Source organism: Pseudomonas sp. microsymbiont 2 (assembly GCF_054788395.1).
Map to the genome: position 1 here is coordinate 3545908 of NZ_CM139112.1, position 26957 is coordinate 3572864.

Annotated in this window: 27 protein-coding genes; 13 read left to right on the forward strand and 14 right to left on the reverse strand. The window is 64.1% G+C overall.

Annotation, left to right across the window (positions count from 1 at the left end; translation table 11 throughout):
* Positions 1-5 precede the first annotated feature (5 nt).
* Together glcF and ACYUME_RS15800 are read left to right on the forward strand one after the other, a co-directional pair.
* Complete coding sequence (gene glcF, locus ACYUME_RS15795; RefSeq protein ID WP_460415666.1) at positions 6-1241, forward strand: glycolate oxidase subunit GlcF; 1236 nt, start codon at positions 6-8, stop codon at positions 1239-1241.
* A complete protein-coding gene (locus tag ACYUME_RS15800) occupies positions 1234-1632 on the forward strand; it encodes a heme-binding protein (RefSeq protein ID WP_460415668.1) in 399 nt (132 codons plus the stop codon). Before glcF ends, ACYUME_RS15800 begins: the two co-directional genes overlap by 8 nt.
* Here the strand turns inward: ACYUME_RS15800 and ACYUME_RS15805 are convergent, their stop codons facing one another.
* Positions 1633-2214 (reverse strand): flavin reductase family protein, encoded by a 582-nt coding sequence (locus ACYUME_RS15805; RefSeq protein WP_460415670.1) that lies wholly within the window; start codon positions 2212-2214, stop codon positions 1633-1635.
* Positions 2215-2457: 243 nt separating this feature from the next.
* Here ACYUME_RS15805 and ACYUME_RS15810 point away from each other — a divergent pair, with 243 nt between their 5' ends.
* Together ACYUME_RS15810 and pdxR are read left to right on the forward strand one after the other, a co-directional pair.
* Complete coding sequence (locus ACYUME_RS15810) at positions 2458-2781, forward strand: hypothetical protein (protein WP_279881009.1); 324 nt, start codon at positions 2458-2460, stop codon at positions 2779-2781.
* A 121-nt stretch (positions 2782-2902) separates the two neighbouring features.
* A complete protein-coding gene (pdxR, locus tag ACYUME_RS15815) occupies positions 2903-4336 on the forward strand; it encodes a MocR-like pyridoxine biosynthesis transcription factor PdxR (RefSeq protein WP_460415672.1) in 1434 nt (477 codons plus the stop codon).
* Here pdxR and ACYUME_RS15820 read toward each other — a convergent pair.
* Positions 4329-5522 carry a cyanate transporter gene (locus ACYUME_RS15820; RefSeq protein WP_460415674.1) on the reverse strand — a complete coding sequence of 398 codons (1194 nt, stop codon included), beginning with the start codon at positions 5520-5522 and terminating at the stop codon, positions 4329-4331. The two genes, pdxR and ACYUME_RS15820, sit on opposite strands and share 8 nt — an antisense overlap.
* Entirely contained in the window at positions 5519-5977 is a 459-nt protein-coding gene (locus tag ACYUME_RS15825) for a nucleoside deaminase (RefSeq protein ID WP_279881016.1), read from the reverse strand. Before ACYUME_RS15825 ends, ACYUME_RS15820 begins: the two co-directional genes overlap by 4 nt.
* A gap of 193 nt (positions 5978-6170) precedes the next feature.
* Between ACYUME_RS15825 and ACYUME_RS15830 the strand changes: the two genes are divergently transcribed.
* The 3 genes from ACYUME_RS15830 to ACYUME_RS15840 all read left to right on the forward strand — a co-directional run bounded on the left by ACYUME_RS15830 (position 6171) and on the right by ACYUME_RS15840 (position 10106).
* Positions 6171-6608 carry a carboxymuconolactone decarboxylase family protein gene (locus ACYUME_RS15830; protein ID WP_279881020.1) on the forward strand — a complete coding sequence of 146 codons (438 nt, stop codon included), beginning with the start codon at positions 6171-6173 and terminating at the stop codon, positions 6606-6608.
* 578 nt (positions 6609-7186) lie between these two features.
* On the forward strand, positions 7187-8599 hold the full coding sequence (locus ACYUME_RS15835) for a purine-cytosine permease family protein (protein WP_279881022.1): 1413 nt from the start codon (positions 7187-7189) through the stop codon (positions 8597-8599).
* Positions 8600-8753: 154 nt separating this feature from the next.
* Complete coding sequence (locus tag ACYUME_RS15840) at positions 8754-10106, forward strand: SPFH domain-containing protein (RefSeq protein WP_279881024.1); 1353 nt, start codon at positions 8754-8756, stop codon at positions 10104-10106.
* 796 nt (positions 10107-10902) lie between these two features.
* On the opposite strand, the gene ACYUME_RS15845 is transcribed toward ACYUME_RS15840, so the two are convergent.
* A complete protein-coding gene (locus ACYUME_RS15845) occupies positions 10903-12300 on the reverse strand; it encodes a PAAR domain-containing protein (protein WP_460415677.1) in 1398 nt (465 codons plus the stop codon).
* Between the two features lie 178 nt (positions 12301-12478).
* Positions 12479-13708, reverse strand: a complete 1230-nt coding sequence (locus ACYUME_RS15850) for an acyl-CoA dehydrogenase (protein ID WP_460415679.1) — start codon at positions 13706-13708, stop codon at positions 12479-12481.
* Positions 13709-13848: 140 nt separating this feature from the next.
* Here ACYUME_RS15850 and ACYUME_RS15855 point away from each other — a divergent pair, with 140 nt between their 5' ends.
* The 5 genes from ACYUME_RS15855 to ACYUME_RS15875 all read left to right on the forward strand — a co-directional run bounded on the left by ACYUME_RS15855 (position 13849) and on the right by ACYUME_RS15875 (position 17895).
* Positions 13849-14775 (forward strand): LysR family transcriptional regulator, encoded by a 927-nt coding sequence (locus ACYUME_RS15855; protein WP_279881033.1) that lies wholly within the window; start codon positions 13849-13851, stop codon positions 14773-14775.
* Positions 14776-14939: 164 nt separating this feature from the next.
* On the forward strand, positions 14940-16094 hold the full coding sequence (locus tag ACYUME_RS15860) for a cysteine desulfurase family protein (RefSeq protein ID WP_460415682.1): 1155 nt from the start codon (positions 14940-14942) through the stop codon (positions 16092-16094).
* Between the two features lie 120 nt (positions 16095-16214).
* Complete coding sequence (locus tag ACYUME_RS15865; RefSeq protein ID WP_460415683.1) at positions 16215-16847, forward strand: LysE family translocator; 633 nt, start codon at positions 16215-16217, stop codon at positions 16845-16847.
* Positions 16848-16953: 106 nt separating this feature from the next.
* A complete protein-coding gene (locus ACYUME_RS15870) occupies positions 16954-17196 on the forward strand; it encodes a DUF1654 domain-containing protein (protein ID WP_279881039.1) in 243 nt (80 codons plus the stop codon).
* A 6-nt stretch (positions 17197-17202) separates the two neighbouring features.
* Positions 17203-17895 carry an endonuclease I family protein gene (locus tag ACYUME_RS15875; RefSeq protein ID WP_279881041.1) on the forward strand — a complete coding sequence of 231 codons (693 nt, stop codon included), beginning with the start codon at positions 17203-17205 and terminating at the stop codon, positions 17893-17895.
* A 6-nt stretch (positions 17896-17901) separates the two neighbouring features.
* On the opposite strand, the gene ACYUME_RS15880 is transcribed toward ACYUME_RS15875, so the two are convergent.
* From ACYUME_RS15880 to ACYUME_RS15920, 9 genes are all read right to left on the reverse strand, one after another.
* On the reverse strand, positions 17902-18327 hold the full coding sequence (locus ACYUME_RS15880; RefSeq protein ID WP_460415685.1) for a GTP pyrophosphokinase: 426 nt from the start codon (positions 18325-18327) through the stop codon (positions 17902-17904).
* A gap of 92 nt (positions 18328-18419) precedes the next feature.
* Complete coding sequence (locus tag ACYUME_RS15885) at positions 18420-18989, reverse strand: SPOR domain-containing protein (RefSeq protein ID WP_279881045.1); 570 nt, start codon at positions 18987-18989, stop codon at positions 18420-18422.
* A 171-nt stretch (positions 18990-19160) separates the two neighbouring features.
* Positions 19161-20723 (reverse strand): alkyl hydroperoxide reductase subunit F, encoded by a 1563-nt coding sequence (gene ahpF / locus ACYUME_RS15890; protein ID WP_460415687.1) that lies wholly within the window; start codon positions 20721-20723, stop codon positions 19161-19163.
* Between the two features lie 284 nt (positions 20724-21007).
* Positions 21008-21571, reverse strand: coding sequence for an alkyl hydroperoxide reductase subunit C (gene ahpC, locus ACYUME_RS15895; protein WP_279807573.1), 564 nt, complete (start codon positions 21569-21571; stop codon positions 21008-21010).
* A gap of 254 nt (positions 21572-21825) precedes the next feature.
* A complete protein-coding gene (gene gorA, locus ACYUME_RS15900; protein WP_279887033.1) occupies positions 21826-23181 on the reverse strand; it encodes a glutathione-disulfide reductase in 1356 nt (451 codons plus the stop codon).
* A gap of 181 nt (positions 23182-23362) precedes the next feature.
* Positions 23363-24202 carry a UTP--glucose-1-phosphate uridylyltransferase GalU gene (galU, locus tag ACYUME_RS15905; protein ID WP_279887031.1) on the reverse strand — a complete coding sequence of 280 codons (840 nt, stop codon included), beginning with the start codon at positions 24200-24202 and terminating at the stop codon, positions 23363-23365.
* Positions 24203-24419: 217 nt separating this feature from the next.
* Positions 24420-25334: a c-type cytochrome gene (locus ACYUME_RS15910; protein ID WP_460415690.1), complete on the reverse strand. Its 915-nt coding sequence runs from the start codon at positions 25332-25334 to the stop codon at positions 24420-24422.
* Positions 25331-25981, reverse strand: a complete 651-nt coding sequence (locus tag ACYUME_RS15915; RefSeq protein WP_460415692.1) for a c-type cytochrome — start codon at positions 25979-25981, stop codon at positions 25331-25333. Before ACYUME_RS15915 ends, ACYUME_RS15910 begins: the two co-directional genes overlap by 4 nt.
* A gap of 145 nt (positions 25982-26126) precedes the next feature.
* Complete coding sequence (locus tag ACYUME_RS15920) at positions 26127-26486, reverse strand: hypothetical protein (RefSeq protein WP_460415693.1); 360 nt, start codon at positions 26484-26486, stop codon at positions 26127-26129.
* 165 nt (positions 26487-26651) lie between these two features.
* Between ACYUME_RS15920 and ACYUME_RS15925 the strand changes: the two genes are divergently transcribed.
* Positions 26652-26954, forward strand: coding sequence for a DUF1883 domain-containing protein (locus tag ACYUME_RS15925; protein WP_279887027.1), 303 nt, complete (start codon positions 26652-26654; stop codon positions 26952-26954).
* Positions 26955-26957: the final 3 nt, after the last annotated feature.

Sequence of the window (26957 nt, forward strand, 5' to 3'; positions counted from 1 at the left end):
CGTCCATGCAAACCCACCTCAGCGAATCCGCCCGCCGGCTTGCCCGCGGTGAAGAAGCCGAGCGCATCCTGCGCAGCTGCGTGCATTGCGGCTTCTGTACCGCCACCTGCCCCACCTACCAGTTGCTCGGCGACGAGCTGGACGGGCCACGCGGGCGCATCTACCTGATCAAGCAGGTACTCGAAGGCGAGCCGGTCACGGCCAGCACGCAACAGCATCTGGATCGCTGCCTGAGCTGCCGCAACTGCGAAACCACCTGTCCGTCGGGGGTCAAGTACCACGACCTGCTCGACATTGGCCGCGCCGTGGTCGACCAGCAAGTGCGACGTCCGCTGAACCAGCGGTTGCTACGTAATGGCTTGCGCGCCTTGGTACCACGCCCTGCCGTACTCAAGGCCCTGGTCCACGCCGGGCTGGCGTTGCGCCCACTGCTGCCGGCCGGCCTCAAGGACAAGCTGCCTGCCCAGGTGCCAGCGCCGGGCCACCACCCCATCCCGCGCCATGCCCGCCGTGTGCTGCTGCTCGAAGGCTGCGTGCAGCAAGCACTGTCGCCAAACACCAATGCCGCCGCCACGCGCCTGCTCGACCGCCTGGGCATCAGCGTCGAGCCAATCCGCGAAGCCGGTTGCTGTGGCGCCGTCGACTATCACCTGGACGCCCAGCAGCAAGGCCTGCAACGTGCCCGGCGCAACATCGATGCCTGGTGGCCAGCGATCGAGGCCGGCGCCGAGGCCATCGTGCAGACGGCCAGCGGCTGCGGCGCGTTCGTGCGCGACTATGGCCACCTGCTGGAAAACGACCCGCGCTATGCCGCCAAGGCCGCGCGCGTCAGTGCGCTGTCCCGCGACCTGGTCCAGGTGCTGCAGGCCGAACCCCTCGAGCGGCTCGGGGTGTGCGCCGAACAACGCCTGGCCTTCCACTGCCCTTGCACGCTGCAGCACGCGCTCGGGCTCGGCGGCGCGGTCGAAGCGCTGCTGACCCGGCTGGGCTTTCACCTGACCGCCGTGCCCGATGGCCACTTGTGCTGCGGCTCGGCAGGCACCTACTCGCTGACCCAACCGGTGCTGTCGCGCCAGTTGCGCGACAACCGCCTGGCGGCGCTGGAGAGCGATCAGCCGCACGTCATCGCCACCGCCAACATCGGCTGCCAACTGCACCTCGGCGGCGCCGGACGCACCCCCGTGCGGCACTGGGTCGAAATCATCGAAACGGCACTCGAAACGGAGGCCTCGCATGCATAGCAAATCCGTGCTGGATCAGCAGGACATCACGCGGCTGCTCGACGCCGCCCGCCAGCGAGCCCTGGCCGAACAGTGGGCGGTGACCATCGCGGTGGTCGACGATGGCGGCCATCCGCTGGCCCTGGAGCGCATGGACGGCTGTGCGCCGGCCAGCGCCTACATCGCCCTGGAGAAAGCCCGCAGCGCCGCCCTGGGCCGGCGCGAAACGCGGGACTACGAGCAGATGGTCAACGGTGGGCGCACGGCGTTCGTCACCGCGCCGCTGCTGACCAGCCTCGAAGGGGGGGTGCCATTGCGGGTCGACGGCCAGGTGATCGGGGCGATCGGCGTGTCCGGGGTCAGGCCTGAGCAGGATGCCCAGGTGGCCAAGGCCGGGGCCACGGGCCTGTGATCAGCCGTTCTGCTCGATCACCAACGGCTCGCCGATCGCATAGAAATGCCCACCGGCCACGTAGTGCAGGCTGCGCCAGGCCGGATCGGCGTGCTCGTACGCCCAGTGCCCGTCACGGAACACCCGGTCGTCGGCCCAGGCCGCGACCACTTCGCCGATGAACAGGTCGTAGGTCTGCTGATTGTGTGGCTCGTCGATCACCCGACACATCAGCCAGGCCGAGCAGCCGTTGACCAACGGCGCCGGATAGCCCTCGACCCTGGCCAGGGCGACACCGATGCTGGCCAGCTTGTCGGGCTGGTCGAACAGACTTTGGCTACCGACCTGGTAGGTCAACCTGGCCTGCGCCGCATTGGGCACCTGCAGCACGAACCAGCCACTGCCCTCCACCAGTTGGCGGGTGCGGGCCGTCTTGTCGAGCACCACCGTCACCTTGGGCGGGTCGAAATCCAGCGCGCAGGCCCAGGCAGCGGCCATCACGTTGTCGACCCCGTCGTGACTGGCCGAGACCAGCACGGTCGGTCCGTGATTGAGCAGACGATAGGCTTTGGCCAGGGCGACGGGCTGGAAGTGGCTGTGCATGGCTGACCTCGGCAATGCGAGTGGATAGATGCCAGATTGTGCAACAGCCTCGTGAATCGCACCATCGGCAGCAAGGCTGATACGGATCAAGGCGATGATCAGGCCCTGGCTGTAACTTCGGAACCCTCCTACCAAAAGCACGGACGCTTCCTGATTGCTGCCTACTCAAGGCAAAAACATCATCCGACCTGGAAACCTCAAGGCCGCCCTGCGCGGTCAACGCCTTCCAGACGAGGCCAAGCCATGCCCACCCGAGAATTGCGCCACACCCTACGCCAACTGCTGGCCCATGAGGTCAGCAACCCCGACGACAACCCGCACCTGTCCGGCGTACGCTTCTTCTGCGCCACCGATGAGCACACCCGCCAACTGATCGAACGTGTCGAACTGCTCGCCAGCGAGGCGCTCTTCGACGCCAAGGGGCATGCCATTCCCGCCCGCATGCGCGATGCCGCCATCGATGGCGTGCGCATCAAGCAGAAGCGCAAGGACTGCGACGACGAAACGGTGATCCGCATCGCCCTGCCGGAAAAGGGCTACATCACCATCAGCACCGCCCGCCTCTGAAACCCACTCGCCCGTGCGAGAGACCCTGTTGCGCGAGTGTGGGCTTGTGACGCCGTCCCTTGCAGGTTTGCCGGCAAACCCCGAAGCTTTGACATCCCCTGCGCTTCGGACTGTCCTCCCGATGGAACTGCACATCCGCCTCGAAGGCCGCAAAGGCCTCGCCGACCAGCTCTACCAGCAACTACGCGCCGGCATCGACAGCGGTCACCTGGCCGCCGGCACCCAACTGCCCCCCACCCGCCTGCTGGCCGAACAGCTCGGTGTGTCGCGCAAGACGGTGGCCGAGGCCTATTCACGCCTGACCTACGACAACCTGCTCAATGGCGTGGTCGGCCGCGGGACCTTCATCGCCCCGCGCCAACCCATCCGTTGCGACGCCAGCGAGGCCGTCCCGCTGGCCGCCGCCGATACCCTCGAACGCTGGCGCCAGCGCACCACGGTGCTGGGCCGGGGCGCGCTGGACGCGCCCTCGCGCTACGACTTCATCGGCGGCGCCTCGAGCAAGGCGCAGTTCCCCTATGACCAGTGGCGCAGTTGCATGAATTACGCCCTGCGCCGCAGCCAGCGGCACAGCGAACGGCAGTTCGCGGCCCAGGGCCTGCCGGAGCTGCGCGAAGCCATCGCCCACCACATCGCCTACACCCGAGGCGTGCAGTGTGGGGCTGGCGATGTGCTGGTGTGCAACGGCGCCCAGCAGGCCCTGGACCTGATCGCCCGGGTGCTGGTCGAGCCCGGTTGCAAGGTGGCCATGGAGGACCCCGGCTACCCACCCGCGCGCCAACTGTTCCTGGCCTTGGGCGCACGACTGCAGTCGGTACCGGTGGACGACCAGGGCATGTGCGTGGAGCCCATCGAGGACGGCACGCGATTGATCTACGTGACGCCGTCGCATCAATTTCCACTGGGCATGCCCATGGCCGAGCCGCGACGCCAGGCGCTGCTCGCGCGGGCAGCCGAGCTCGGCGCGCTGATCATCGAGGACGACTACGACTGCGAGTTCCGCTACCAGGGCCCGGCCGCCGAGGCCCTGCAGCGCCTGGACCGACACGGGCTGGTGGCCTATGTCGGGACCTTCTCCAAGACCCTGCTGTCGGAGCTGCGCCTGGGCTATGCGGTACTCCCCCCGGCAGTGCTGCAAGCCGCCTGCGTGGCCAAGCACCTGAGCGACTGGCATAGTCCGAGCCTGCATCAGTGGGCCTTGGCGCGGTTCATCAGCGAGGGTTACCTGAACAAGCACATCCGTCGCTGCCACGAGGTGTACAGCGCACGCCGCGAGCGGATCCTGAACCGGCTCGGCGGCGATCTCGCGCCCTGGTTCAACGCCGTGCCCGCCAGCGCCGGCTTTCACCTGAGCGCGCTGGCCACGCCCGGCGTCGATGTCGAACTGCTGATCCGCCTGGCGCGCAAGGTCGAGGTGGGCCTTTACTCACTGGCACCGTTCTTCAGCGAGGCCCCGGTACGCCCGGGGTTGGCGCTGGGCTTCGGCGCCATCGAGCTGCTGGACATCGACCCGGCCCTGGATCGCGTGCGCGACACCCTGCAGCAGCTCAGCTGAGTGACGTCACCGATGGGGGCTCGGCACGGGCGATCGCCTGGGCGTAACCGCGCGGGGCGAAACGCGCGGTCACCAGCAGCATCGCCAGCACCGTGCAGGCCAGCAAGGTCCAGGAGGCCTGGAAGTCGCCGCTGACATCACGCAGCCAACCGGTGATGTACGGCACGATCCCGGTGACGATGAAGCCCACGCCCTGAACGAATGCGGCCAGGCTTCCGGCCTCACCCGGTGCGCGCAGGTGCTCGAGGGTCAAGGTGAGACTCAGGCTGAAGCAGGCCCCCAGGCCCAGGCCGATCATCGCCACCCACAGGCCCATCGCGCTGGCCGGCGCCAGCAACAGGCCGAGGAAACCGGCCAGTTGTATCAGCAGGGCCAGCCACAGGCCGGGACGGCGGTCGACCAGGCGGCGCAGCAGCAAGGGCAGGCCCAGGGCACCGGTAACCTGGAAGATCGTCATCAGGCCGACCAACTCACCGCCACCCTGGGCCGTGCCGCCATGCTCCAGGTGGTACGCCGGAAGCCAGGCCACCATGCTGGTGTAGCCGCCATTGATCAGTCCGAAATACAGGGCCAGCAGCCAGGCGCGACGGTTGCCGAACCAGTGCCCGCCGCCGCCTCCCGCCAGGCTGGGGACGTCCTGCCGTGGGCGCAGGACAAGCCAGGCCAGCAGCGCCAGCAGCGCAGGCACCGCCCACAGGCCGAGGCCGGCCTGCCAGTGGCCGAAGTGCGCGGTAAGCGACGGACCGAGCACAGCCGCCAAGCCGCCACCGCTCATCAGCGCCGCCGAATACAGCCCCATGGTCGCCGCCAGACGGCTGGGGAACCAACGGTTGACCAGCCCCGGCATCATGCCTTGCACCACTGCCACGCCCAGGCCGGCGACCACCGCACTGGCGATCAGCGCCCAGGCGCTGTCCAGTTGCAGACGCCACACGCAAGCCAGGGCGATGGCCGCAAGACCGGCGAGCATGCCACCGTGCTCGCTCAACCAGCGCCGCAGCCAAGGCTGCAGCAGCGGCACAAGGCCCATGCAAAGCACCGGCAACGCAGTCAGCAACGCGGCCTGCTGGTAGCCCAGCCCGGTGCTCTGGCGCATGGGTTCGAGCAACGGGCCGATGCTGGTGAGGATCGGCCGCAGGTTCAGTGCCAGCAACACCACCAGCAACAGGTTCAGTGTCGCCCTCATGCCTGGCCGGCCTGCTGCCACTCGCGGTACAGGCCATCCTCGCCAGCCGGCTTGAGCGGACGCAGCGGCAAGCTCTGCTGCTGCGGCGCACGCGCCATCTGCGCATAGACCGCGGCGGTGGACAGCCCGTAGGGCTCGCCCTCGTCATTGTCATAGGCGAACCAGGCCCGCTCGATGCCACACAGGTGCATGGCTGCCAGGCACATCGGGCAGGGATGGCCGCTGGCGTAGATTTCCGCCCCTTCCAGACGCGCCCGCCCCAAGGTCCGGGCCGCTTGGCGAATCGCCTGCATCTCGGCATGGCTGGTTGGATCCTGGGTGCTGTGGATCTCGTTGACGGCACGGGCCACGACCTGTCCCTGGTACACCAGCACGGCACCGAACGGGCGACCGCCGGCGTGGATGTTGGCACGGGCCAGGTCGAGGGCTTCGCGCATGTAGCGTTCGTCGGACATGAATCGGTTCTCCGCTAAAGACCGGCCCATTATCCCGGCTCGGCGGCCACGGCTGAAATGAAGAGATTGCATGCCCATCAGTGGCCAGCTGAATGAGCGATTGGCCTCCTGGCAAAGCGCGCGATTGGCTATTCGACCTGAGCTTGGCTGGCGCTAAGGTGACGTCACTTCCCTATCCATCTGGAGCCACACCATGCATGACCGTATCGAATGGGCCAAACACTCGCCGCAAGCCTACAAAGCCATGGTCGGTCTCGAACAGGCCCTGATCGCCTCGGGCCTGGAGCACTCGCTGCTGGAGCTGATCCGCCTGCGCGCCTCGCAGATCAATGGCTGCGCCTATTGCGTCAACATGCACGCCAACGATGCGCGCAAGGCCGGGGAAACCGAAGCCCGCCTGCAGACTTTGAGTGTGTGGCGCGAAACGCGTTATTTCAGCCCACGCGAGCGCGCCGCCCTGGCCTGGGTCGAAAGCCTGACGCGCCTGCCCGAGCGTGGCGCGCCGCAGGATGAATATCAGGCGCTGCTTGAGCACTTCTCCAGCTCAGAGGTCGCCAACCTGACCCTGGCCATCGCCACCATCAATGCCTGGAACCGCTTCGGCGTCGGCTTTGCGATGGTGCCCGCTTAAAGCCCATCCCTTTCAAGGTGTTCGCCGTTGGCCTTGCAGCGCCTATCAGATCGAGCGCCGCCCGCGCGGCGCATCGCGACGCAAGGCCGCTCCTACATCTGTTTCGGGCCAGTCTCTCCTGTGCCATTACCTGGTCCGCCTTGTTGGTACGACACGGTATCAAGGCGGGCACTGCTGGCGCCTCGCCTGACTTGAGGCATGCACCAAGGCGGGCAACCATGGCCTCACAGGTTCGGCACGTTGCAACAAATGTAGGAGCGGCCTTGCGTCGCGATGCGCCGCGCGGGCGGCGCTCGATCTGATAGGCGCTGCAATGCTAACGGCGAACACCTCGCGGCCCTCACTCGGTCAATCGCCCCCAAGACCTTGAAAGGTCCGCGCCCAAAGCCCGTCAGCGGCACCTGCCAGCCCCCATGCGGCCTGTTGCCAGCCTTAGCTTTTTTAAGGTTCATGAGCACATATTTACTAATTTCTCGATCCCGGCCCGCCCCGCATCATCGCTCCAACAAGAACGCGTCGCCCCTTGCCGGCACGCACCCGGGCAACACCCGATGCCCCACCTTGCCTTGGAGTCAGTCATGACCAGCGCAGCCAATTCGGCCCCCCTCATCGAGAAACACACGATCGGCTACGTGCCGCCGCAAGACCGCCATGGAAAGGTAAGGGATCTGTTCACACTGTGGTTCGGCGGCAACATCGCGCCCTTGCCCATCGTCACCGGCGCGCTGGGCGTGCAGCTATTCCATCTCAACCTGGTGTGGGGCATCGTCGCCATCCTGGTCGGCCACCTGGTCGGCGGCGTGCTCATGGCGCTGCATTCGGCCCAGGGCCCGCAGATGGGCATCCCGCAGATGATCCAGAGCCGCGCCCAGTTCGGCTCGCTCGGCGCATTGCTGGTGGTGGTGATCGCCGGGGTGATGTACATCGGCTTCTTCGCCTCCAACATCGTCCTGGCGGGCAAGTCGCTGCATGGCGTGGTCGAGGCCGTGCCGGTACCGGTGGGCATCGTCATCGGCGCGCTGGGCTCGGGCATCATCGGCATCATCGGCTACCGCTTCATCCATGTGCTCAACCGCATCGGCACCTGGGTGCTGGGCATCGGTATCGTGGTCGGCTTCGGCTACATCTTCAGCCACGTGCAGAGCGACGACTTCCTCACCCGCGGCGGCTTCAACCTGGCCGGCTGGCTGGCCACCGTGTCGCTGGCGGCGCTGTGGCAGATCGCCTTCGCCCCTTATGTGTCGGACTACTCGCGCTACCTGCCGGCCGACGTCAAGGTAAGCTCGACCTTCTGGACCACCTACCTGGGCTCGGCCCTGGGCTCGAGCCTGTCGTTCATCTTCGGCGCGGTCGCGGTGCTGGCGATCCCGGCCGGCATGGACACCATGGACGCGGTCAAGCTCGCCACCGGCACCCTCGGCCCATTGATGCTGGTGCTGTTCCTGCTCAGCGTGATCAGCCACAACGCGCTCAACCTGTACGGCGCGGTGCTGTCGATCATCACCCTGGTGCAGACCTTCGCCTACCGCTGGATCCCCACCGCCAAGAGCCGCGCCGTGCTGTCGCTGATCGTGCTGGCCGCCTGCTGCGTGGTGGCGGTGTTCGCCTCGGCCGACTTCATCGGCCACTTCGTCGACATGGTCCTGGTGCTGCTGGTGGTGCTGGTGCCGTGGACGGCGATCAACCTGATCGACTTCTACGTGATCCACAAGGGCGACTACGACATCGAGTCGATCTTCAAGGTCGACGGCGGCATCTACGGGCGCTACAACCCGCAGGCGCTGATCGCCTACGCGGTGGGCATCGCGGTGCAGATTCCGTTCATGAACACGCCGTTGTATGTCGGGCCGGTGTCGGCGCACATCAACGGCGCCGACCTGTCGTGGCTGGTGGGGCTGGCGATCACCTCGCCGCTGTACTGGTGGCTGGCCAGCCGGGACAGCGCCTATCGTCGTCGGCAGACAGGTGCGAAGCTGGCGGCCGGGATCTGACGCCAAGCAAGTGACTCGAACCCGGAAGACCCGCTACGGCGGGTTTTCTGCTGTCAGGCTATCGAGATTCATCCTACGACCACACCCACCCGATCTGATTGGAATGTGCCCTCTGCATCGCCAGCATGCCTGCTCTCGCACAAGGAGTGCTTCCATGCAAAAACTGCCAATCCCTGGCTTCACCCTCCCCCACATCAGTCGCAGGCTCATCGCCAGCATCGCTATCCCGGTCGTCGTCCTGGGCGGCGTCGCAACGCTGTTCAATCATGTGTTCTTCTACAACGAAGCGGGCCAGATGACCCACGTGCGCACGATCTTCGGCGAGGAGAAGGTGGTCGAGGACGTCGGCTACGCGACCCAATGGTTCGGCCGCAGCACGGTCTGGCGACGCACCATTGGCGTCCAGTCGGCCCTGCGGGTGGACAATCAGGAAGACAACCGCAGCGGACATCCCTCGGTAGTCCTGGAAAACCTGCCGATCGTGTTCCTCGGCAACGTAGACGCCAAGGCGGAATTCAGCACCCAGTTCCGCCTGCCCTCGGGCGATGCTTTCCTGAAGATTGCCCAGGAATACCGCACCCCCGACAACTTCCTGCAACGCGCCCTGCTGCCCGCGGTCAAGGAAACCCTGCAGGCCACGGCTTCCTTGATGAGCGCCGATGACTACTACGCCGGCAACCGCAGTCATTTCGGCGCCGAGTTCGAGAACCAGCTGCGCAACGGCCTGTACCTGACCAGTCGCAAGGAGATCCGCGTGCAGCGCGACAACCTGCCGGCACAGACCGCCATACTCCAGTCGGGCACCGACCAGGGCAGCTTCGGCGACAACTCCGCGACCCGCTTCGTCATCGAGAAGAAGCTCGACAAGGACGGCCAGGAACTGCGCAAGCAACAGCAGTTCCGCCTGTTCGGCGTCGAGGTCGTCGATGCCCGGGTGACGCACATCGACCCCAACCCCCAGTATCAGGAGCGCATGGTAAGGGTGCAGCAGGCCCTGGCCGAACTGGCCGTGGCCCGGCAGAACCGGCTCAAGGAAGAGGAAGAGAAAGAGCTGGTCTCGGCCCGCGGCGCCAAGGACGTCGAGGCCAAGCGCCAGGAAAGTCTGCGCCAGCAGATCGAACGCACCACGCAAGCCGAGACCGAGAAGCAGCTCACGCTGATCAATGCCGAACGGGAAAAACGCCAGGCCGAGATCGACAAGCAAACCGCCGAGCTGCTCCGTGACAAAGCCAAGGTCAATGCCGAGGCCACCAAGATCACCGCCGACGCGGAGGCCTATGCGCGAGAGGCCTCGCTCAAGGCCGACGGTGCCCTGCAGACCAAGCTCGATGCCCTGGTGCAGATCAACCGTGCCTGGGCCGACGCGGCGGCCCAGGCACCGGTGCCCAGCGTGATGATGGGAGGTACCGACGCGGGGCTTGGTCGTCAGGACGAAATGGCCAAACTGATGAGCGTGCTCGCGACCAAGGCGGCGAAGGATCTGGTGCTGGACCTCAAGACGCCCTGAGTAAACACCTGCCACCGCGCCCCGCATTGGTACCTGAAGCTCTACCAATGCAAGGCGCGCTGGTCGGACCGACATGAGCAGCTGCGATAGGCAATCGTTCGCACAACCCGGCCATGCAAATGGAAACATCAGACACGCTTGAACTGCACCAGGAGAGCAACGAAAGCCATCCAGACAACAGCGATCAGAATGCAGTGCATACCTAGCTTCATGCGCCTTTTCAGGTAGACCGGAAAATCGCGACTATCCTCCGGACTCAGCCACCCCTGACGAATACCTAACTTAGGCCGGAACATGCTGGCCGTCATGGCATTCACTGTCATCAGTCGAAACTTTAGCGTCAGCGCGCCACCGTTTTTCAGTTCTTCGCGAAGACTTTCGCTTCATAGGCGTGCACACGGCGTTTCAAGGCCGAGTAAAATCAACGAAAAAAACAATAAACGCCGATCCACTCAAGCCAGTAAAAATACAACAAGCTGCAACCCTCATACGCCTTTTGAGATAGACCGGAAACTCACGATAGTCTTCAGCATTCAGACTACCTCTCCGAATTGACAAAGCCGGCCACAATAGTTCACCCGCCATGGCACTAACCGTCATAGATCGCAATTTCAAAGTGTAACCTCCCCCCTTCTTCAGCTCCTCACGCAGGCACTGACTCCGATGAAGTGCCGCACAAATAACATCGAATTGCCTTGAGGAGGCCATATGCGTAATTAGTACAATACCGGCAAATACACTCACGAATGGCACTAATAATATCGCAATCCTCAGCCCAGCTGGCCAATGGCTCAAGTCAATCATATGCAGCCTCGTAAATTACTTCTCCAACCCTCTCTCCGACTTCCCCCAAAACAGTACTACCCACAAAAGAGCCGGCCCCGACCATCGCGACTCCACAGGCTGCTCTCCCCAACGGGCCGAAAAAACAAACGTATTTACTTGCCATTTGTCCGCCCCAGGCTCCAGCGGCTCCTCCACCAAGGGCTCCAGTAAAGCTACCAGTTTCAGTAAGTCTGACCTTTTTACACTCTTCGGTCTCCCCTGCACGGCAAGCCTCGTAAATCTTCATGTAAGAAGACGTCGCCCCCAAGCCCACCGCCACATGCCCCCCATACTTCAAATACTTCGACATCTTCGCCACTTCATCCAAATGCGTCGCATACCCCGGTATCGCCCCCGGTACACCTGCCTTTGACCAGTGATGCACGAGGCTTTTAGTAGAGATATTCAAGCTCTTGCGCAGGCTGTCATGCCCACCAAGGTTCAGGTACTTACCCAGAAACGCACTACGCAGCTGTGCATCCAGCTGCTGATAGAGCGCTCGACGTGATTCGAAGAATTGCGGGCTATTGAGATGACCATGCAAGGTGAACTCGCGCTGATGCAGGTTTTCTAGCCCCTTGAGCGTATCTCCCACTTGCCCCAGCCCGCGCGACAGCATGTCCTTGCCCACGCCCATGGATTGACTCGCGCCGTTGAGCACTCCGGCGACCTCGCCAATGTGCTGCATCATGAAGTTGGCCTCCTGCTCGTCGAGCACAGCCAGTGCCTCCCGAGCCCGCTGCGCCGCAGCCATCAGGTCGGCCTCCTCGCGGGTGCAGGCGTGGTGGTTGTCGGGGTCACCGAGGACAAAGATTTCACCGGCCTTGAAACCTTGGTCGAAGGTAGGGTTCAGGCGCTGGATGCGTGCAATAGGCAGTGTGCTGTCCTGCGCCAACAACTGCGCCAGTACCTGGGGGCCGGACATGCTGCGGGGAACGATATGAAACCCGGGCTCCAACCCGGCTTGCGCAGAGGCGATGGCACCAGGCATCTGTGCGTTGGCTGGGGCATGGAGGGCGCGGGCGCTGGGGGCCGTTGCTGCGTTGGTCAGCCGGCCATGCATGGGATGACTGGACGGCGCCATTCCACCCAAAGGAGCAACCACCCTGTTACTGCCGTTCGGGCAGCCACAGGCAACCAGGGAACCATCCATCGCCAGTGGCTGACCGTCGGAAATCCACCCGAGGTAGCCCTCTACAACGACGCCAGGTTGGCAGCAGAGCGGACATTCGGTAGTCGAGTCCCCGACCCGCAGGACCTTTCGCCCATCACAGATGTAACCCTCACCGCTGGCAATGCAGATTGCACCCGTGGTGGTCACATCACCATCTACTGCCTGGCCTTTCCCTTCAAGACTGACGCGATACATGTGCAGGTTCCTTTTGCGCTGAAAGCTCAAGAACCTAACAAGTGAAGGTCGCCCTGTTACCCGAGAAAAAGCGAAAGAGACCTTTCCTACTCTGCCTAGAGAAAAGTCTTAAAACCAACCCTGTAACCAGCCTGTTCAGGCGTGCAGCCGAACCTGAGCGGGCTGGTCACGATGCTCTTCAGTGCCCGCTACGCAACATCTCCTTCGGCACATACTTGCCAATCTCATACTTGCCGATCGCTGCCCGGTGCACTTCATCCGGCCCGTCGGCCAGGCGCAGGGTACGCTGCATCGCATACATGTACGCCAGCGGGAAATCACCGCTCACCCCCGCCCCGCCATGGATCTGGATGGCCCGGTCGATCACCTTCAGCGCGACATTCGGCGCCACCACCTTGATCTGGGCGATCTCGCTGCGCGCCACCTTGTTGCCGACGGTGTCCATCATGTAGGCGGCCTTCAGGGTCAGCAGGCGGGCCATGTCGATCTCCATCCGCGAGTCGGCGATCTTGTCGACGTTGCCCCCCAGCCGCGCCAAGGGCCGGCCGAAAGCGGTGCGCTCGACCGAGCGCTTGCACATCAGCTCCAGGGCGCGCTCGGCCATGCCGATCGAGCGCATGCAGTGGTGGATCCGGCCCGGGCCGAGGCGCCCCTGGGCGATCTCGAAGCCGCGGCCCTCGCCAAGAAGCACGTTTTCATAAGGCACGCGCACGTTCTCGAACAGCACTTCGGCGTGGCCGTGGGGCGCGTCGTCGTAGCCGAACACCGGCAGCGGGCGAACGATCTTCACCCCGGGTGCGTCGGTCGGCACCAGGATCATCGAGTGCTGCTGGTGGCGCGGGCCGTCCGGATTGGACAAACCCATGAAGATCATCACCTTGCAGCGTGGGTCGCAGGCGCCGGAGGTCCACCACTTGCGACCGTTGATCACCCACTCGTCACCGTCGCGCACGGCGCTGGCCGCCATGTTGGTGGCGTCCGAAGAGGCCACGTCCGGCTCGGTCATGGCGAAAGCCGAACGGATCTCGCCACGCAGCAGCGGCTCCAGCCACTGCTGTTTCTGCGCCTCGCTGCCGTAGCGCACCAGCACTTCCATGTTGCCGGTGTCCGGCGCCGAGCAGTTGAACGGCTCGGGCCCCAGCAGCGAGCGACCCATGATTTCGGCCAATGGCGCGTACTCGAGGTTGCTCAGCCCCGCGCCATACTCAGACTCAGGCAGGAACAGGTTCCACAGCCCTTCGGCACGGGCCTTGGCCTTGAGCTCTTCCATGATCGCGGTGGGCTGCCAGCGATCGCCCTCGGCGACCTGGCGCTCGAACACCGGCTCGGCCGGATAGACGTATGCATCCATGAATGCGGCGACGCGCTCGCGCAGTGCCTGGACCTTGGGCGAATAGGCGAAATCCATCGGGGCTACCTTCAGTCAATGAAGAACATGGACCTGAGCCTAGAACAGCCACCCTTCATCCACCTAGTCTATTTTCTACGTGTATAAACATTCATAACCGATATATGATCGACCGATAACTCCAACGAAGAGCGGCGCCCATGAACCTCAGCAAGGTCGACCTCAACCTGTTCATCGTCTTCGACGCCATCTACACCGAAGCCAACCTGACCCGCGCCGGGCAGATCGTCGGCATCACCCAGCCGGCGGTGTCCAACGCCCTGTCGCGCCTGCGCGAGACCTTCAACGACCCGCTGTTCGTGCGCACCGCCCAGGGCATGGTGCCCACGCCCATGGCGCAGAACATCATCGGCCCGGTGCGCAACGCTTTGACGCTGCTGCGCACCTCGGTGCAGGAAAGCCGCATCTTCAACCCGCTGCAGGCCAGCAAGACCTTCCGCATCAGCATGACCGACCTGACCGAGGCGGTGATCCTGCCGCCCTTGTTCCAGCGCCTGCGCCGCCTGGCTCCGGCGCTGGTGATCGAGAGTTTCCTGTGCAAGCGCCGCGAAACCACCAAGGAACTGGCGGCCGGGCGACTGGATTTCGCCGTCGATGCCCCACTCAATACCGATCCGCAGGTGCGGCACGTCAAGCTGATGCAGGATCACTATGTCTGCGCCATGCGCCCCGGCCATCCGCTGGCCGACAGCAAGCTCACGCTCGACACCTACCTGGGCATGACCCATATCCATATCTCCAGCCGCCGCAACGGCCTGGGCTATGTCGATCTGGCCCTGGGCAAGATGGGCGTGCAACGGCGTGTCGCGCTGCGCTCGCAGCACTACCTGATGGCCTCGCAGGTGCTGCAGCAGACCGACATGGTCATGACCGTGCCCGAGCGTTTCGCCCGCCGCCACCAGTTGCGCTATCAGTCGCTGCCGGTGGAGGTGCCGGCGCTGGAAACCCACCTCTACTGGCACGAAAGCACCGACCAGGATCCGGCGAACCGCTGGATGCGTGAGCAGATCATCGAGTTGTGCGAGCGAGTGGTGGCGCAGGATCAGCAAGCACTGGAAAGCGCCTGAGCCCTCGGAAATTAATTTTCCATATGCATGTCATTTCGTAGAAAAAAATATTTTCAAAGTCTTTAAATCACAAGATCAAGGAAAAATTTTCATCTCCATTCTTGCTTAACATGCAGGTCATGGACGCCGGCAGGCGGCGTCCCCGCACGGACCCGCACACGATCATGTCCAGTACCCCGCTCTACTTCGACTATGCCGCCACCACCCCGGTCGATGACCGGGTCATCGAAGCCATGCTTGGCTGCCTTGGCCGTTCGGCCAACTTCGGCAACCCGGCCTCCACTGGGCACCTCCACGGCCAGATGGCCCGCGAGGCGGTCGAACAGGCGCGTCGCCAGGTGGCAGGGCGGATCGGCGCGCAAGTCGACGACCTGGTCTGGACCTCCGGCGCCACCGAATCCAACAACCTCGCCCTCAAGGGCATCGCCCAGGGCTATGACCAACCGGGGCACCTGATCACCAGCCAGCTCGAGCACAAGGCCGTGCTCGACACCGCCGCGGAACTGGAACGCCAGGGCTGGGCAGTGACCCGCCTGGCGCCGGATGCCCACGGCCTGATCCAGCCCGACGCCGTACAGGCGGCGCTGCGCCCGGACACGCGCCTGGTGTCGCTGATGGCGGTGAACAACGAACTGGGCACGCTCACCGACTTCGCCAGCATTGGCGCGCGGGTTCGCCAGCAGGGGGCCCTGCTGCATGTCGATGCGGCCCAGGCGGTAGGCAAGGTGGTGATCGACCTGGCATGCCAGGCAGTCGATCTGATGTCGTTCTCGGCCCACAAGGTCTACGGCCCGAAAGGCATCGGCGCCCTCTATGTCGGCCCTCGCGCCCGCCCGCTGATGCGCGCGCAGATGCATGGCGGCGGCCACGAACGCGGACTGCGCTCCGGCACGCTGGCCACCCACCAGATCGTCGGCATGGGCAGCGCCTTCGCCCTCGCCGGCCAGCCGGGCGAGGCAGAGTACCAGCACCTCGAGCGACTCGCCCAGCGCCTGCGCGATGGCTTGCTGGCGTTGCCGGGGGTCACGCTCAATGGCTGTGCGCAACAGCGCATTCCCCATACCCTCAACCTGTGCATCGATGCCAAAGGGTTCAACAGCCTGGCCCTGGCGGGCGAGCTGGCGCTGTCCAGCACGTCGGCGTGCAACTCGGCGAGCAATGCCGCCTCCCACGTGCTGCTGGCGCTGGGGCTCGATGAGCGCCAGGCGCGCAACAGCGTGCGCCTGAGCATCGGGCGCTACACCAGCGAGGCCGAAGTGGACAGCGCGATCGCCACTTTCACGCGAGTGGTCGGGGCCGCTGCGGTGGCGCTCTGGTAAACATGCGTCGCCCGGGCTGACGACTGCCGCCATGGCCAGCGTCAGCCGGCAAATTCCCATGGCGGTCCGACGGCATTGCTGGCATCGTGCAGTTTCCCCCCTGCGCACAGGACGCGCTCCATGGCCCTGCACCTTTGGCTGACCTTCTCCCTCGCCTACCTGCTCACCTCGCTCATTCCCGGCCCCAATGTCCTGCTGACCGTGCGCAACGCATTGCGCCATGGTCCCTCGGGCATGGGCATGAGCATGCTGGGCAATCTCACCGCGCAACTGCTGGCGATTACTGCCGTGGCGATGGGCGTAGGCGCGCTGCTGATCTCGCTGCCCACGGCATTCCTGGCGCTAAAACTGGCAGGTGCCGGCTACCTCATCTACCTGGGGGTACGCCAATTGCTCTCGCGCAACCCTGCCAGCCCACCGGCCACGGCTGCGCTGCCGGTCAGCGCGCTGTCGCGATGGCGCATTGCCGGGGAGGCGTTCCTGGTCTCGGCGAGCAATCCCAAGAGCCTGATGTTCTTCGTCGCGTTCCTGCCCCAATTCCTCGAGCCCGGTCGACCGATCCTCGCTCAGTTCACGGTGATGTACGTGAGCATGGCGGTGATCGTCTGCGCGGTGCATTCGTTCTACAGCTTCACCGCCTACCGCTTCGGCCAGCGCATGAAGGCTTCGCCCATCGCCGCCTGGTTCAAGCGTGCCTGCGGGGCGCTATTCATCGGCCTTGGCTTGCGCCTGCTGAACAGCAAGGCGGTGTGAGGCTACAGTTGGGAGTCCCTTGATCGGGCTTTTAGCCTACTCGCTGTTGCGAAACGGCCTACAGTGAAATACTGTATGCGCATACAGCAAAACAAGGACTCCCCCTGTGGCCAGTACCGCCGTCGCAACACCGAGCAGCTACGAACAACTGGGTCAGCGCATCCAGAAGATCATCAACAGCCCCACCGCCCAGCGCAGCCGCGCCGCGCTGATCTTCCGCCTGGAACACGAATCGCCCGACGACTGGCACAACCTGCTCGAGGAAATTGCCGAGAACGACAATGTCACCCTCGCCCACCGCGACGACGGCGGCGTGCAGATCTTCTGGACCGTGCCCAAGGAAGACTGACCGCACATGAGAGTTTCGCTTTTCGCTGCCGCCTGCCTGCTGTTGACCACCACCCTCGCCCATGCCGACGCCCCACGCACCTTCCAGGAAGCCAAGAAGGTCGCGTGGCGTCTGTATGCGCCGCAGTCCACCGAGTTCTACTGTGGCTGCAAGTACAAGGGCAACAAGGTCGACCTGGCCTCCTGTGGCTATGAACCCCGCAAGAACCTGCAACGGGCCTCGCGCATCGAGTGGGAACACATCGTGCCGGCCTGGCAGATCGGCCACCAACGCCAGTGCTGGCAGAGCGGCGGGCGCAAGAACTGCTCGCGCCACGACACGGTCTACCAGCGCGCCGAGGCCGACCTGCACAATCTGGTGCCGAGCATCGGCGAGGTCAACGGCGACCGCAGCAACTACAGCTTCGGCTGGCTGCCCGCGCAGCAGGGCCAGTACGGTGCCTGCCTGACCCAGGTCGATTTCAAGGCCAAGAAGGTGATGCCGCGCCCCTCGATCCGCGGCATGATCGCGCGCACGTATTTCTACATGAGCAAGCAGTACGACCTGCGCCTGTCGAAACAGGACCGCCAGCTGTTCGAAGCCTGGAACAAGACCTACCCACCGCAAGCCTGGGAGCTGCAGCGCAACCAGCAGGTGGCGTGCGTGATGGGACGTGGCAACGACTTCGTCGGGCCGGTCAACCTGAAGGCCTGCGGCTGAGCCGGGTCAGGTCAGCGCGCGCAGGTAGGCGCTGGCCTGCTGGTACCGAGAAAGCCGGGCGAGATCCGCGGGACCAGGGCTGGGGATGCGCGAGAGATCGCTGTTGTCGGCCAGGTCCGCCAGCTTGACCTGGCGGGCCAGCGGGTCGACACCCAGACGCACGACGAAGGTTTCATAGCTCTCCCCGTCGCGCCGGCTGAGCGCCAGCAACGCAGCGAGGATCTTGAGCGGGAAGCCTTCGCGAGCCAGGTCGGACAGTGTCAGGGGGGTATCTTCGAGCACATCGTGAAGCACCGCGACAATCCGCTGCTCGGGCGTGACCATGCGTGCCATCACCCGCAACGGGTGGAGTATGTAGGCAGCCCCACCCTTGTCGAACTGTCCGTCATGTGCCCTGGTGGCCACGACGATGGCCTTTTCCAGCGTTGCCATGAGGCGCTCCCCCGTTGAAACCCTGCCACTTGCAGCATAGCTGCGACCTTGCGGCTGTGACAGTTTCGCCGGGGTATCCGTTGCTCCCAGGCTCAGCGCTTGGCGCCGTGCTGGATGACGATCGAGTCGGTCCCCAGCTTGGCCATCACTTCGGCCTTGCGTGCATCGGCCTCGTCCCTGGTCGGGAACGGCCCCATCAAGACCACTGGCTTGCTGTCACGGTATTCGACCCAGGAAGGAATGCCCTTTTCGATCAGACGCGCGGTCATGTCGGTCAGCGCCCCCATGTTCGGGCCCTGGATCACTTCCACATCCCAGCCCTCGGGTGCCGGCTGGTCGGCGATCGCGTCGGCGCGGCGCTGCAGGTCGGCGCCGCCGCAGAGTTCGCGGATACGCAGGTTGTTGCCCGTCTGATCGATGAGGATCTCGTACTGACCGTCATGCTTGATGGCCACGTAGCTGCGGTAGGGCTCGTACTGCCCGGCATCGTCCTTGCCACGTACCTGGCCACAGATGGAGCCCTGGGTGTCGAACCGCACGTTGGCGAACTTGGCCGTCTTGGGGTTGTTCAGGTGTTCGGCCACCTGTTTGTGCACGCCTTCGACCTCGTTGTCACAGCCCGCCAGGGCCAGCACCGCCATTACCACCGCCAGTTTGCGCACGCGTCTACCTCCAGATTCGAAGGCGCGTATTCTAGCACGGGAGGGAGGGATAACCGGCGGGATGAAGCGATAGCGGACAGTTGCAACGTATGTCGCGGGAAGTTGCAGATTCAAGCGTACGAAAACGCCGCCATGCCTGCGGCATGACGGCGTTTTCGTGACGGCGGCGACTCAGGCCGGCGCCGAGGTGCGGATCAGGTGATCGAACGCGGCCAGCGATGCCTTGGCGCCTTCGCCCACGGCGATGACGATCTGCTTGTACGGCACCGTGGTCACGTCACCGGCGGCGAACACGCCTGGGATGCTGGTCTGGCCCTTGGCGTCGACGATGATCTCGCCACGCGGCGACAGCTCGACCGTGCCCTTGAGCCAGTCGGTGTTGGGCAGCAGGCCGATCTGCACGAAGATGCCTTCCAGCGCCAGGTCATGCAGCGTATCGCTGGTACGGTCCTTGTAACGCAGGCCGGTGACCTTCTCGCCATCGCCGACCACTTCGGTGGTCAACGCGCTGGTGATCACCTTGACGTTCGCCAGGCTGTGCAGCTTGCGCTGCAGCACGGCATCGGCGCGCAGCTGGCTGTCGAACTCGATCAGGGTCACCTGGGCGACGATACCGGCCAGGTCGATGGCCGCTTCCACGCCGGAGTTGCCACCGCCGATCACCGCCACGCGCTTGCCCTTGAACAGCGGGCCGTCGCAGTGCGGGCAGTAGGCCACGCCACGGGCACGGTATTGCTGCTCGCCCGGCACGTTCATTTCACGCCAGCGGGCGCCGGTGGCGAGGATCACGGTCTTGGCCTTGAGCGAGGCGCCACCGGCCAGGCGTACTTCGTGCAGGCCGCCATCGGTGGCCGGGACCAGCGCTTCGCCGCGCTGCAGGTTCATGATGTCGACGTCGTACTGCTTGACGTGCTCTTCCAGGGCCGTGGCCAGCTTCGGCCCTTCGGTCTCCTGCACCGAGATGAAGTTCTCGATCGCCAGGGTATCGAGCACCTGGCCGCCGAAGCGCTCGGCGGCGACACCGGTACGGATGCCCTTGCGCGCGGCGTAGATCGCGGCGGCGGCGCCCGCCGGGCCACCCCCGACCACCAGCACGTCGAAGGCGTCCTTGGCGTTGATCTTCTCGGCCTGGCGGGCGCCGGCATTGGTGTCGATCTTGCCGAGGATCTCTTCCAGGCCCATGCGGCCCTGGCCGAAGACTTCACCGTTCAGGTAGACGCTCGGCACCGCCATGATCTTGCGCGACTCGACTTCTTCCTGGAACAGCGCGCCGTCGATGGCGACGTGGCGCACATTGGGGTTGAGCACCGCCATCAGGTTCAGTGCCTGGACCACGTCCGGGCAGTTCTGGCACGACAGCGAGAAGTAGGTCTCGAAGGTGAACTCGCCTTCCAGCGCCTGGATCTGCTCGATCACTTCGGCACTGGCCTTGGAGGGGTGACCGCCGACCTGCAGCAGCGCCAGCACCAGGGAGGTGAATTCGTGGCCCATGGGGATGCCGGCGAAGCGCAGGCTGATATCGGCCCCTGGGCGGTTCAGCGAGAACGAGGGACGACGGGCGTCGTTGCCGTCCGCGCTGAAGGTAATGAGGTTCGACAGGCCGGCGATTTCCACCAGCAGGTCGTGCAGTTCGCGGGACTTCGCGCCGTCGTCGAGGGAGGCAACGATCTCGATCGGCTGGGTGACCCGCTCCAGGTAGGTTTTCAGTTGCGATTTAAGCGTGGCGTCCAACATACGGGCGATTCCTTTTTTTCAAAACTCGGATACAAAAACGCCCAGGCGAGATCGCCCGGGCGTTCTTACGGGGCGGTAACTTCTTCAGCTTTGGCGGCTGTCTACCGCCCGCGATTGGCGCATAACCGGATTTTCGTTCGAGAAGTGACTGCGCGGCGATCAGGCAAGGCGAAAACAGGCGAGGAACGGTCGGAGTCGCGCTCGACTTTGCTGGGTGCAAATGAGCATTCCGAGCCTGTTTTCAACGCAGCATGGTCGTCGCGCAGGCGCTTATCGGACGAAAATTAGATCTTGCCGACCAGGTCAAGGGATGGCGCCAGGGTGGCTTCGCCTTCTTTCCACTTGGCCGGGCAGACTTCGCCTGGGTGGGCGGCAACGTACTGGGCAGCCTTGACCTTGCGCAGCAGTTCGCTGGCGTCACGGCCTACACCGCCGTCGTTGATTTCGACGATCTTGATCTGACCTTCCGGGTTGATCACGAAGGTACCGCGATCGGCCAGGCCGGCTTCTTCGATCAGCACGTCGAAGTTGCGGGCGATGACGTGGGTCGGGTCACCGATCAGCGGGTACTTGATCTTGCCGATGGTGTCCGAGGTGTCATGCCAGGCTTTGTGGGTGAAGTGGGTGTCGGTGGACACACCGTAGATTTCCACGCCCAGCTTCTGGAACTCGGCGTAGTTGTCAGCGAGGTCGCCCAGCTCGGTCGGGCAGACGAAGGTGAAGTCGGCTGGGTAGAAGAACACCACGGACCACTTACCTTTCAGGTCGGCTTCGCTTACCTGGACGAATTCGCCGTTGTGGTAGGCGGTGGCGTTGAACGGTTTGACCTGGCTGTTGATGATTGGCATGAGAGACGCTCCTTCATGGGTTGAAATCGGTTGACGGAGAGAATCCTAACCGCTGGTCCCGATGAAGGCTCATTGGCAAAGCTCATGCTGGTGATTGGTTTTGGCTATAAGGCGGGATTATTAATAGAAGGGATTGGGCTGAGCAAACGTGTGGGAGCGGGCTTGCCCGCGAACACGGGCGTAGCCCGTGCCATACACCGCAGTGTCATTTTCGCGGGCAAGCCCGCTCCCACAGAGACCGCGACGAGTCCAGATCAACGGGTCACGGTGCGCATGGTCACGAACTCTTCGGCGGCCGTCGGATGCACGCCTATGGTCTCGTCGAACTGCTGCTTGGTCGCACCCGCCTTCAGGGCAATCCCAAGCCCCTGGATGATCTCGCCAGCATCCGGTCCGACCATGTGGCAGCCCAGCACCTTGTCGGTGTCGGCATCGACCACCAGCTTCATCAGGGTCTTTTCCTGAATATCGGTCAGGGTCAGCTTCATCGCCCGGAAGCGGCTCTCGAAGATCTGCACCTTGTGCCCGGCGGCCAGCGCCTGCTCCTCGGTCAGGCCCACGGTGCCGATAGGCGGCTGACTGAACACCGCGGTCGGGATGTTCTGGTAGTCGACCGGGCGATACTGCTCGGGCTTGAACAGGCGCCGGGCCACGGCCATGCCTTCGGCCAGCGCCACGGGGGTAAGTTGCACACGGCCAATCACGTCACCAATGGCCAGCACCGACGGCTCGGTGGTCTGGTACTGCTCGTCGACGCGGATGAAGCCGCGCGGGTCCAGTTCGACCCCGGTGTTCTCCAGGCCCAGGTTGTCCAGCATCGGCCGGCGCCCGGTGGCGTAGAAGATGCAGTCGGCAACGAGCTCGCGACCGTCCTTGAGGGTGGCCTTCAGGCTGCCGTCGTCGAGCTTGTCGATGCGCTGGATATCGGCGTTGAACTGAAGGTTCATGCCGCGCTTCTCCAGCTCTTCCTTCAGGTGCGTGCGCACCGAACCGTCGAAGCCGCGCAGGAACAGGTCGCCACGGTAGAGCAACGAGGTATCGGCGCCCAGGCCCTGGAAGATCCCGGCGAACTCGACGGCGATGTAACCTCCCCCCACCACCAGCACCCGGCGCGGCAGGTCCTTGAGGTAGAACGCCTCGTTGGAGGTAATGGCCAGCTCCTTGCCTGGGATGTCCGGCACCTGCGGCCAGCCGCCAGTGGCGATCAGGATGTGTTCGGCGCTGTAGCGCTGGCCTTCGACTTCCACTTCGTGAGCGCCGGTCATGCGCGCATGCCCCTGCAGCAAAGTGACGCCGCTGTTGACCAGCAGGTTGCGGTAGATGCCGTTGAGACGCTCGATCTCGCGGTTCTTGTTGGCGATCAGGGTGCCCCAGTCGAAGTGGCCCTCCTCGAGGGTCCAGCCAAAGCCGGCGGCCTGCTCCAGCTCGTCGGCCACGTGGGCGCCGTACACCAGCAGTTTTTTCGGCACACATCCGACATTGACGCAGGTGCCCCCCAGGTAACGGCTTTCGGCCACCGCCACCTTGGCACCGAAACCGGCAGCGAAACGTGCCGCACGCACACCACCGGAACCCGCGCCAATCACGAACAGATCAAAATCGTAGGCCATGCAGTCAGTCTCCTAAGCAGGCGCCCAGCATAGCGCCGTTGGCGGCCCACCAAAAGCATTGGGGCCGCCCTGCGGCCCATCGCGGGCAAGCCCGTTCCCACAGGGACCGTATGATCCTGTGGGAACGGGCTTGCCCGCGATGGGCCGCAAGGCGGCCCCGGTTCAGCTCGGCAGCGGCTTGTCAGTAGGCCTTGCCGGTCTTGTAGAAGTTCTCGAAGCAGAAGTTGGTCGCCTCGATGTAGCCTTCGGCACCGCCGCAGTCGAAGCGCTTGCCCTTGAACTTGTAGGCGATGACGTTGCCTTCGGCGGCCTGCTTCATCAGCGCGTCGGTGATCTGGATCTCACCGCCCTTGCCCGGCTCGGTCTGCTCGATCTTCTCGAAGATGTCCGGGGTCAGGATGTAGCGGCCGATGATCGCCAGGTTGGACGGCGCGTCTTCCGGCTTGGGCTTCTCGACCATGGCGTCCACGCGGAAGATACCGTCGCGGATTTCTTCACCGGCGATCACGCCGTACTTGTTGGTTTCCTGCGGATCGACCTCCTGGATGGCGACGATCGAGCAACGGTAGCGCTTGTACAGCTCGACCATCTGCGCGAGCACGCCTTCACCATCGAGGTTGACGCACAGGTCATCCGCCAGCACCACAGCGAAAGGCTCGTCACCGATCAGTGGACGACCGGTCAGGATCGCGTGGCCCAGGCCTTTCATTTCGGTCTGACGGGTGTAGGAGAACGAGCACTCGTCCAGCAAACGACGGATGCCGACCAGGTATTTCTCCTTGTCGGTGCCCTTGATCTGGTTTTCCAGCTCATAGCTGATGTCGAAGTGGTCTTCCAGGGCGCGCTTGCCGCGGCCGGTGACGATGGAGATCTCGTTCAGGCCGGCGTCCAGTGCCTCTTCGACGCCATACTGGATCAGTGGCTTGTTGACCACCGGCAGCATTTCCTTGGGCATGGCTTTGGTAGCGGGCAGGAAGCGGGTGCCGTAACCGGCTGCCGGGAACAAGCATTTCTTGATCATATACGTCCTTAACAAGGGCTTTGCGTACGAAATTCGGCGCAGTCTAATCAGGCGGCGATCACCTTACAATGCCCCCCGCGCTGGCCGATGCCATCATAGAGATATTCCAGTGTAGATAGTTCCGCCAAGGCGTGAACTTCAGGCGAACGGCAGCATCATCGCGGGGCAAGTCGCATTGGCGGTGCGCCGATGCGACTTGCCCCGCGATGATGTCGAATCAGCCGCCGACCCCCTGCCCGATCAGCACGCCATCGACCTTCTGCCCGTACAGGTTGACCCCGTCGTTGGCATGGAACTTCAGCCGGGTCTTCTCGATCGAGCCTTCGACCAGTCGCGGATCCTGGGGCCGCTCATGCCGATTGATCCAGGCCGCCACGTCCCAGGCCTGCTGGTCGCTCAGGCTGCCAGGCTTGCCCAGGGGCATGTTGTACTTGATGAACGAGGCCGCGGTGTTGATGCGGTGCATGCCGGCCCCCCAATTGTAGGAGTCCTTGCCCCACAGCGGCGGCATCACGTACTCCCCTGCCACTTTCTGCCCTTCGCCATCGTTGCCGTGGCAAAGCGCGCACTGCTGTTCATACACCTGCCGGCCACGCTTGAAGTCGTAGCCGTCCTTGGGCTTGGGCACTTCCGGATAACCACGCCCGGCAATCTCGACACCCGTGGGCGCCTGGGTCGACAACCAATAGGCGTACACGCTCAACGCCGTCATCTGCGGGCTGTCGGCGGCCGGTGGCTTGCCGTTCATGCTGAACGTGAAGCAGCCCTGGATGCGTTCGGCAAAGGTGTTGACCTTGTCGTTCTTCTTGCGATAGGCCGGATACATCGGATATGCGCCCCACAACGGCGCGGAATGGGCCATGCGCCCCTGGTCCAGGTGGCAGTTGCTGCAGTTCATGCCGTTGCCGACGGCCTCGGGCATCAGTCGGCGGGTATCGACGAACAGCGCGTGCCCTTCACGGACCATCTTGCCGAAGGCGTTGTCCGGAATCGCGCTTTCCGCCGGGGGGACGAACCGCGCCGCGGCGTCTGCGCTCGGAACCTTGAGCTGCGACTGATCTTCCATGGCGATGGGGGCGGCCTGGACCGTGCCCACGGCCAGCAACAGCAGGGCGGGAATCATCGGTTTCATGGCTTGACCTCCTGGCTGGCCGGGTGAGCGAAGTATTCGGCGACCGCCTTGACCTCGGCATCGGTCATCGCCTTGGCCACGTCGAGCATCAACTGGTTCGGGTCATTGCTGCGGCTGCCGTCGCGCCAGGCATTGAGCTGCGCCACCAGATAGCCGGCGGGCTGCCCGGCCAGGGGCGGGAAGTGCTCGCCGACGCCGCTGCCGCCCGGGCCGTGGCACTGCACGCAGCCGGGAATATTCCGGCTCCAGTCGCCATACAGCGCCAGGCGCGTCGCGGGATCGCCGGCAATCTGCTGGCGACGCAGGTCAGGCGCGGTATCGGCGGGCAAGTTGGCCAGGTAGGCGCTCACCGCTTCGATTTCCGCGTCGTCCAGCGCCTTGGCCAGCGGCTCCATCACCGCTTGCTTGCGGCTGCCGGCGCGAAAGTCATGCAGCTGCTTGGCGAGATAGCCGGCGGGCAAGCCGGCAAGGCGAGGAAAGCCGGCAGCGGCGATGCCTTTGCCATCCGGCCCATGGCAGCCCAGACAGGCCATGGCGGCGGGGTTCTGCCCGCCCTGGTTGAAGACCTTCTGGCCGTCGGCAGCGTGCGCCGAGGGCCAGGCCAGGATCAGCAGGCTGCCGATCACGACACGACTCAAGGGATTCATCACGGAGACTCCATTTCCTTGTTATAAGCTTAGGCTCAAACGATATAAGCCCAGAAATACTAGGCTTATTCCCCGGCGTGCGACAACGTGCCGCCGGGAAGGAAAATGGCATTTCGCCAGCTAATCGCCGATTAACTGCGCTGGATCAAGAACCGGAGATGCACTGGGTCGCCGAGGTGCGCACATCGCCCAGGCGCAGAGGGAAGTTGTTCAGCCGCTCGTACACCTTGATCGCGCTGCCGCTGCCACGCTTGTCGATATCCAGCAATGCCGCCGGGCCGACACCGGCAGTCAGCTTCTGCGGCACGATCAGGCGCAGCCCGTCACCACGTGCCTCTTCTTGCAGCGGATCACGGGTACCGGCCAGTTTGAGCTTCACGCAATCGGCATACTCGCGGGGCGTCTTGCCGGATATCACATCCATGGTTTCGTGAGACTGTTCCAATTCAGTCACGCTGACGCATCCGCCCAACGCCAGCACCACCGCCGTTACCACCCATTTCATGCACGCCATCTCCAGCTTCTTCAAAGTCATCCTCTGACCACATCCAGGCGGTTTTGCTCCCGCGCCTGGCAGAAATCTCCCTGACCGGGCCAGTCCGGGCGCAAGTGTAACCTCACATCGTGGTATCTTTCAGCGTTTGCAGAACCAATCCTTGCGGAGCCCCCCATGAAATTCGTACACCAGCGCGAGCATCTGAACGAGGACGATATCGTCGTCATCGAATGCTCCCAGCGCTGCAACATCCGCCTGATGAACGACGCCAACTTCCGCAGTTTCAAGAATGGCGGACGGCACACCTACCACGGCGGCCACTTCGAGCGGTTCCCCGCGAAGATCACCGTGCCCAGCAGCGGCTTCTGGAACATCACCATCGACACCGTGAGCGCGCGCCCGATCTCGGTGACACGCAAGCCCACCTTCACCCACAAGATCAAGATCATTCGCCGCTCGTCGTCGAAACTCGGATAAGCG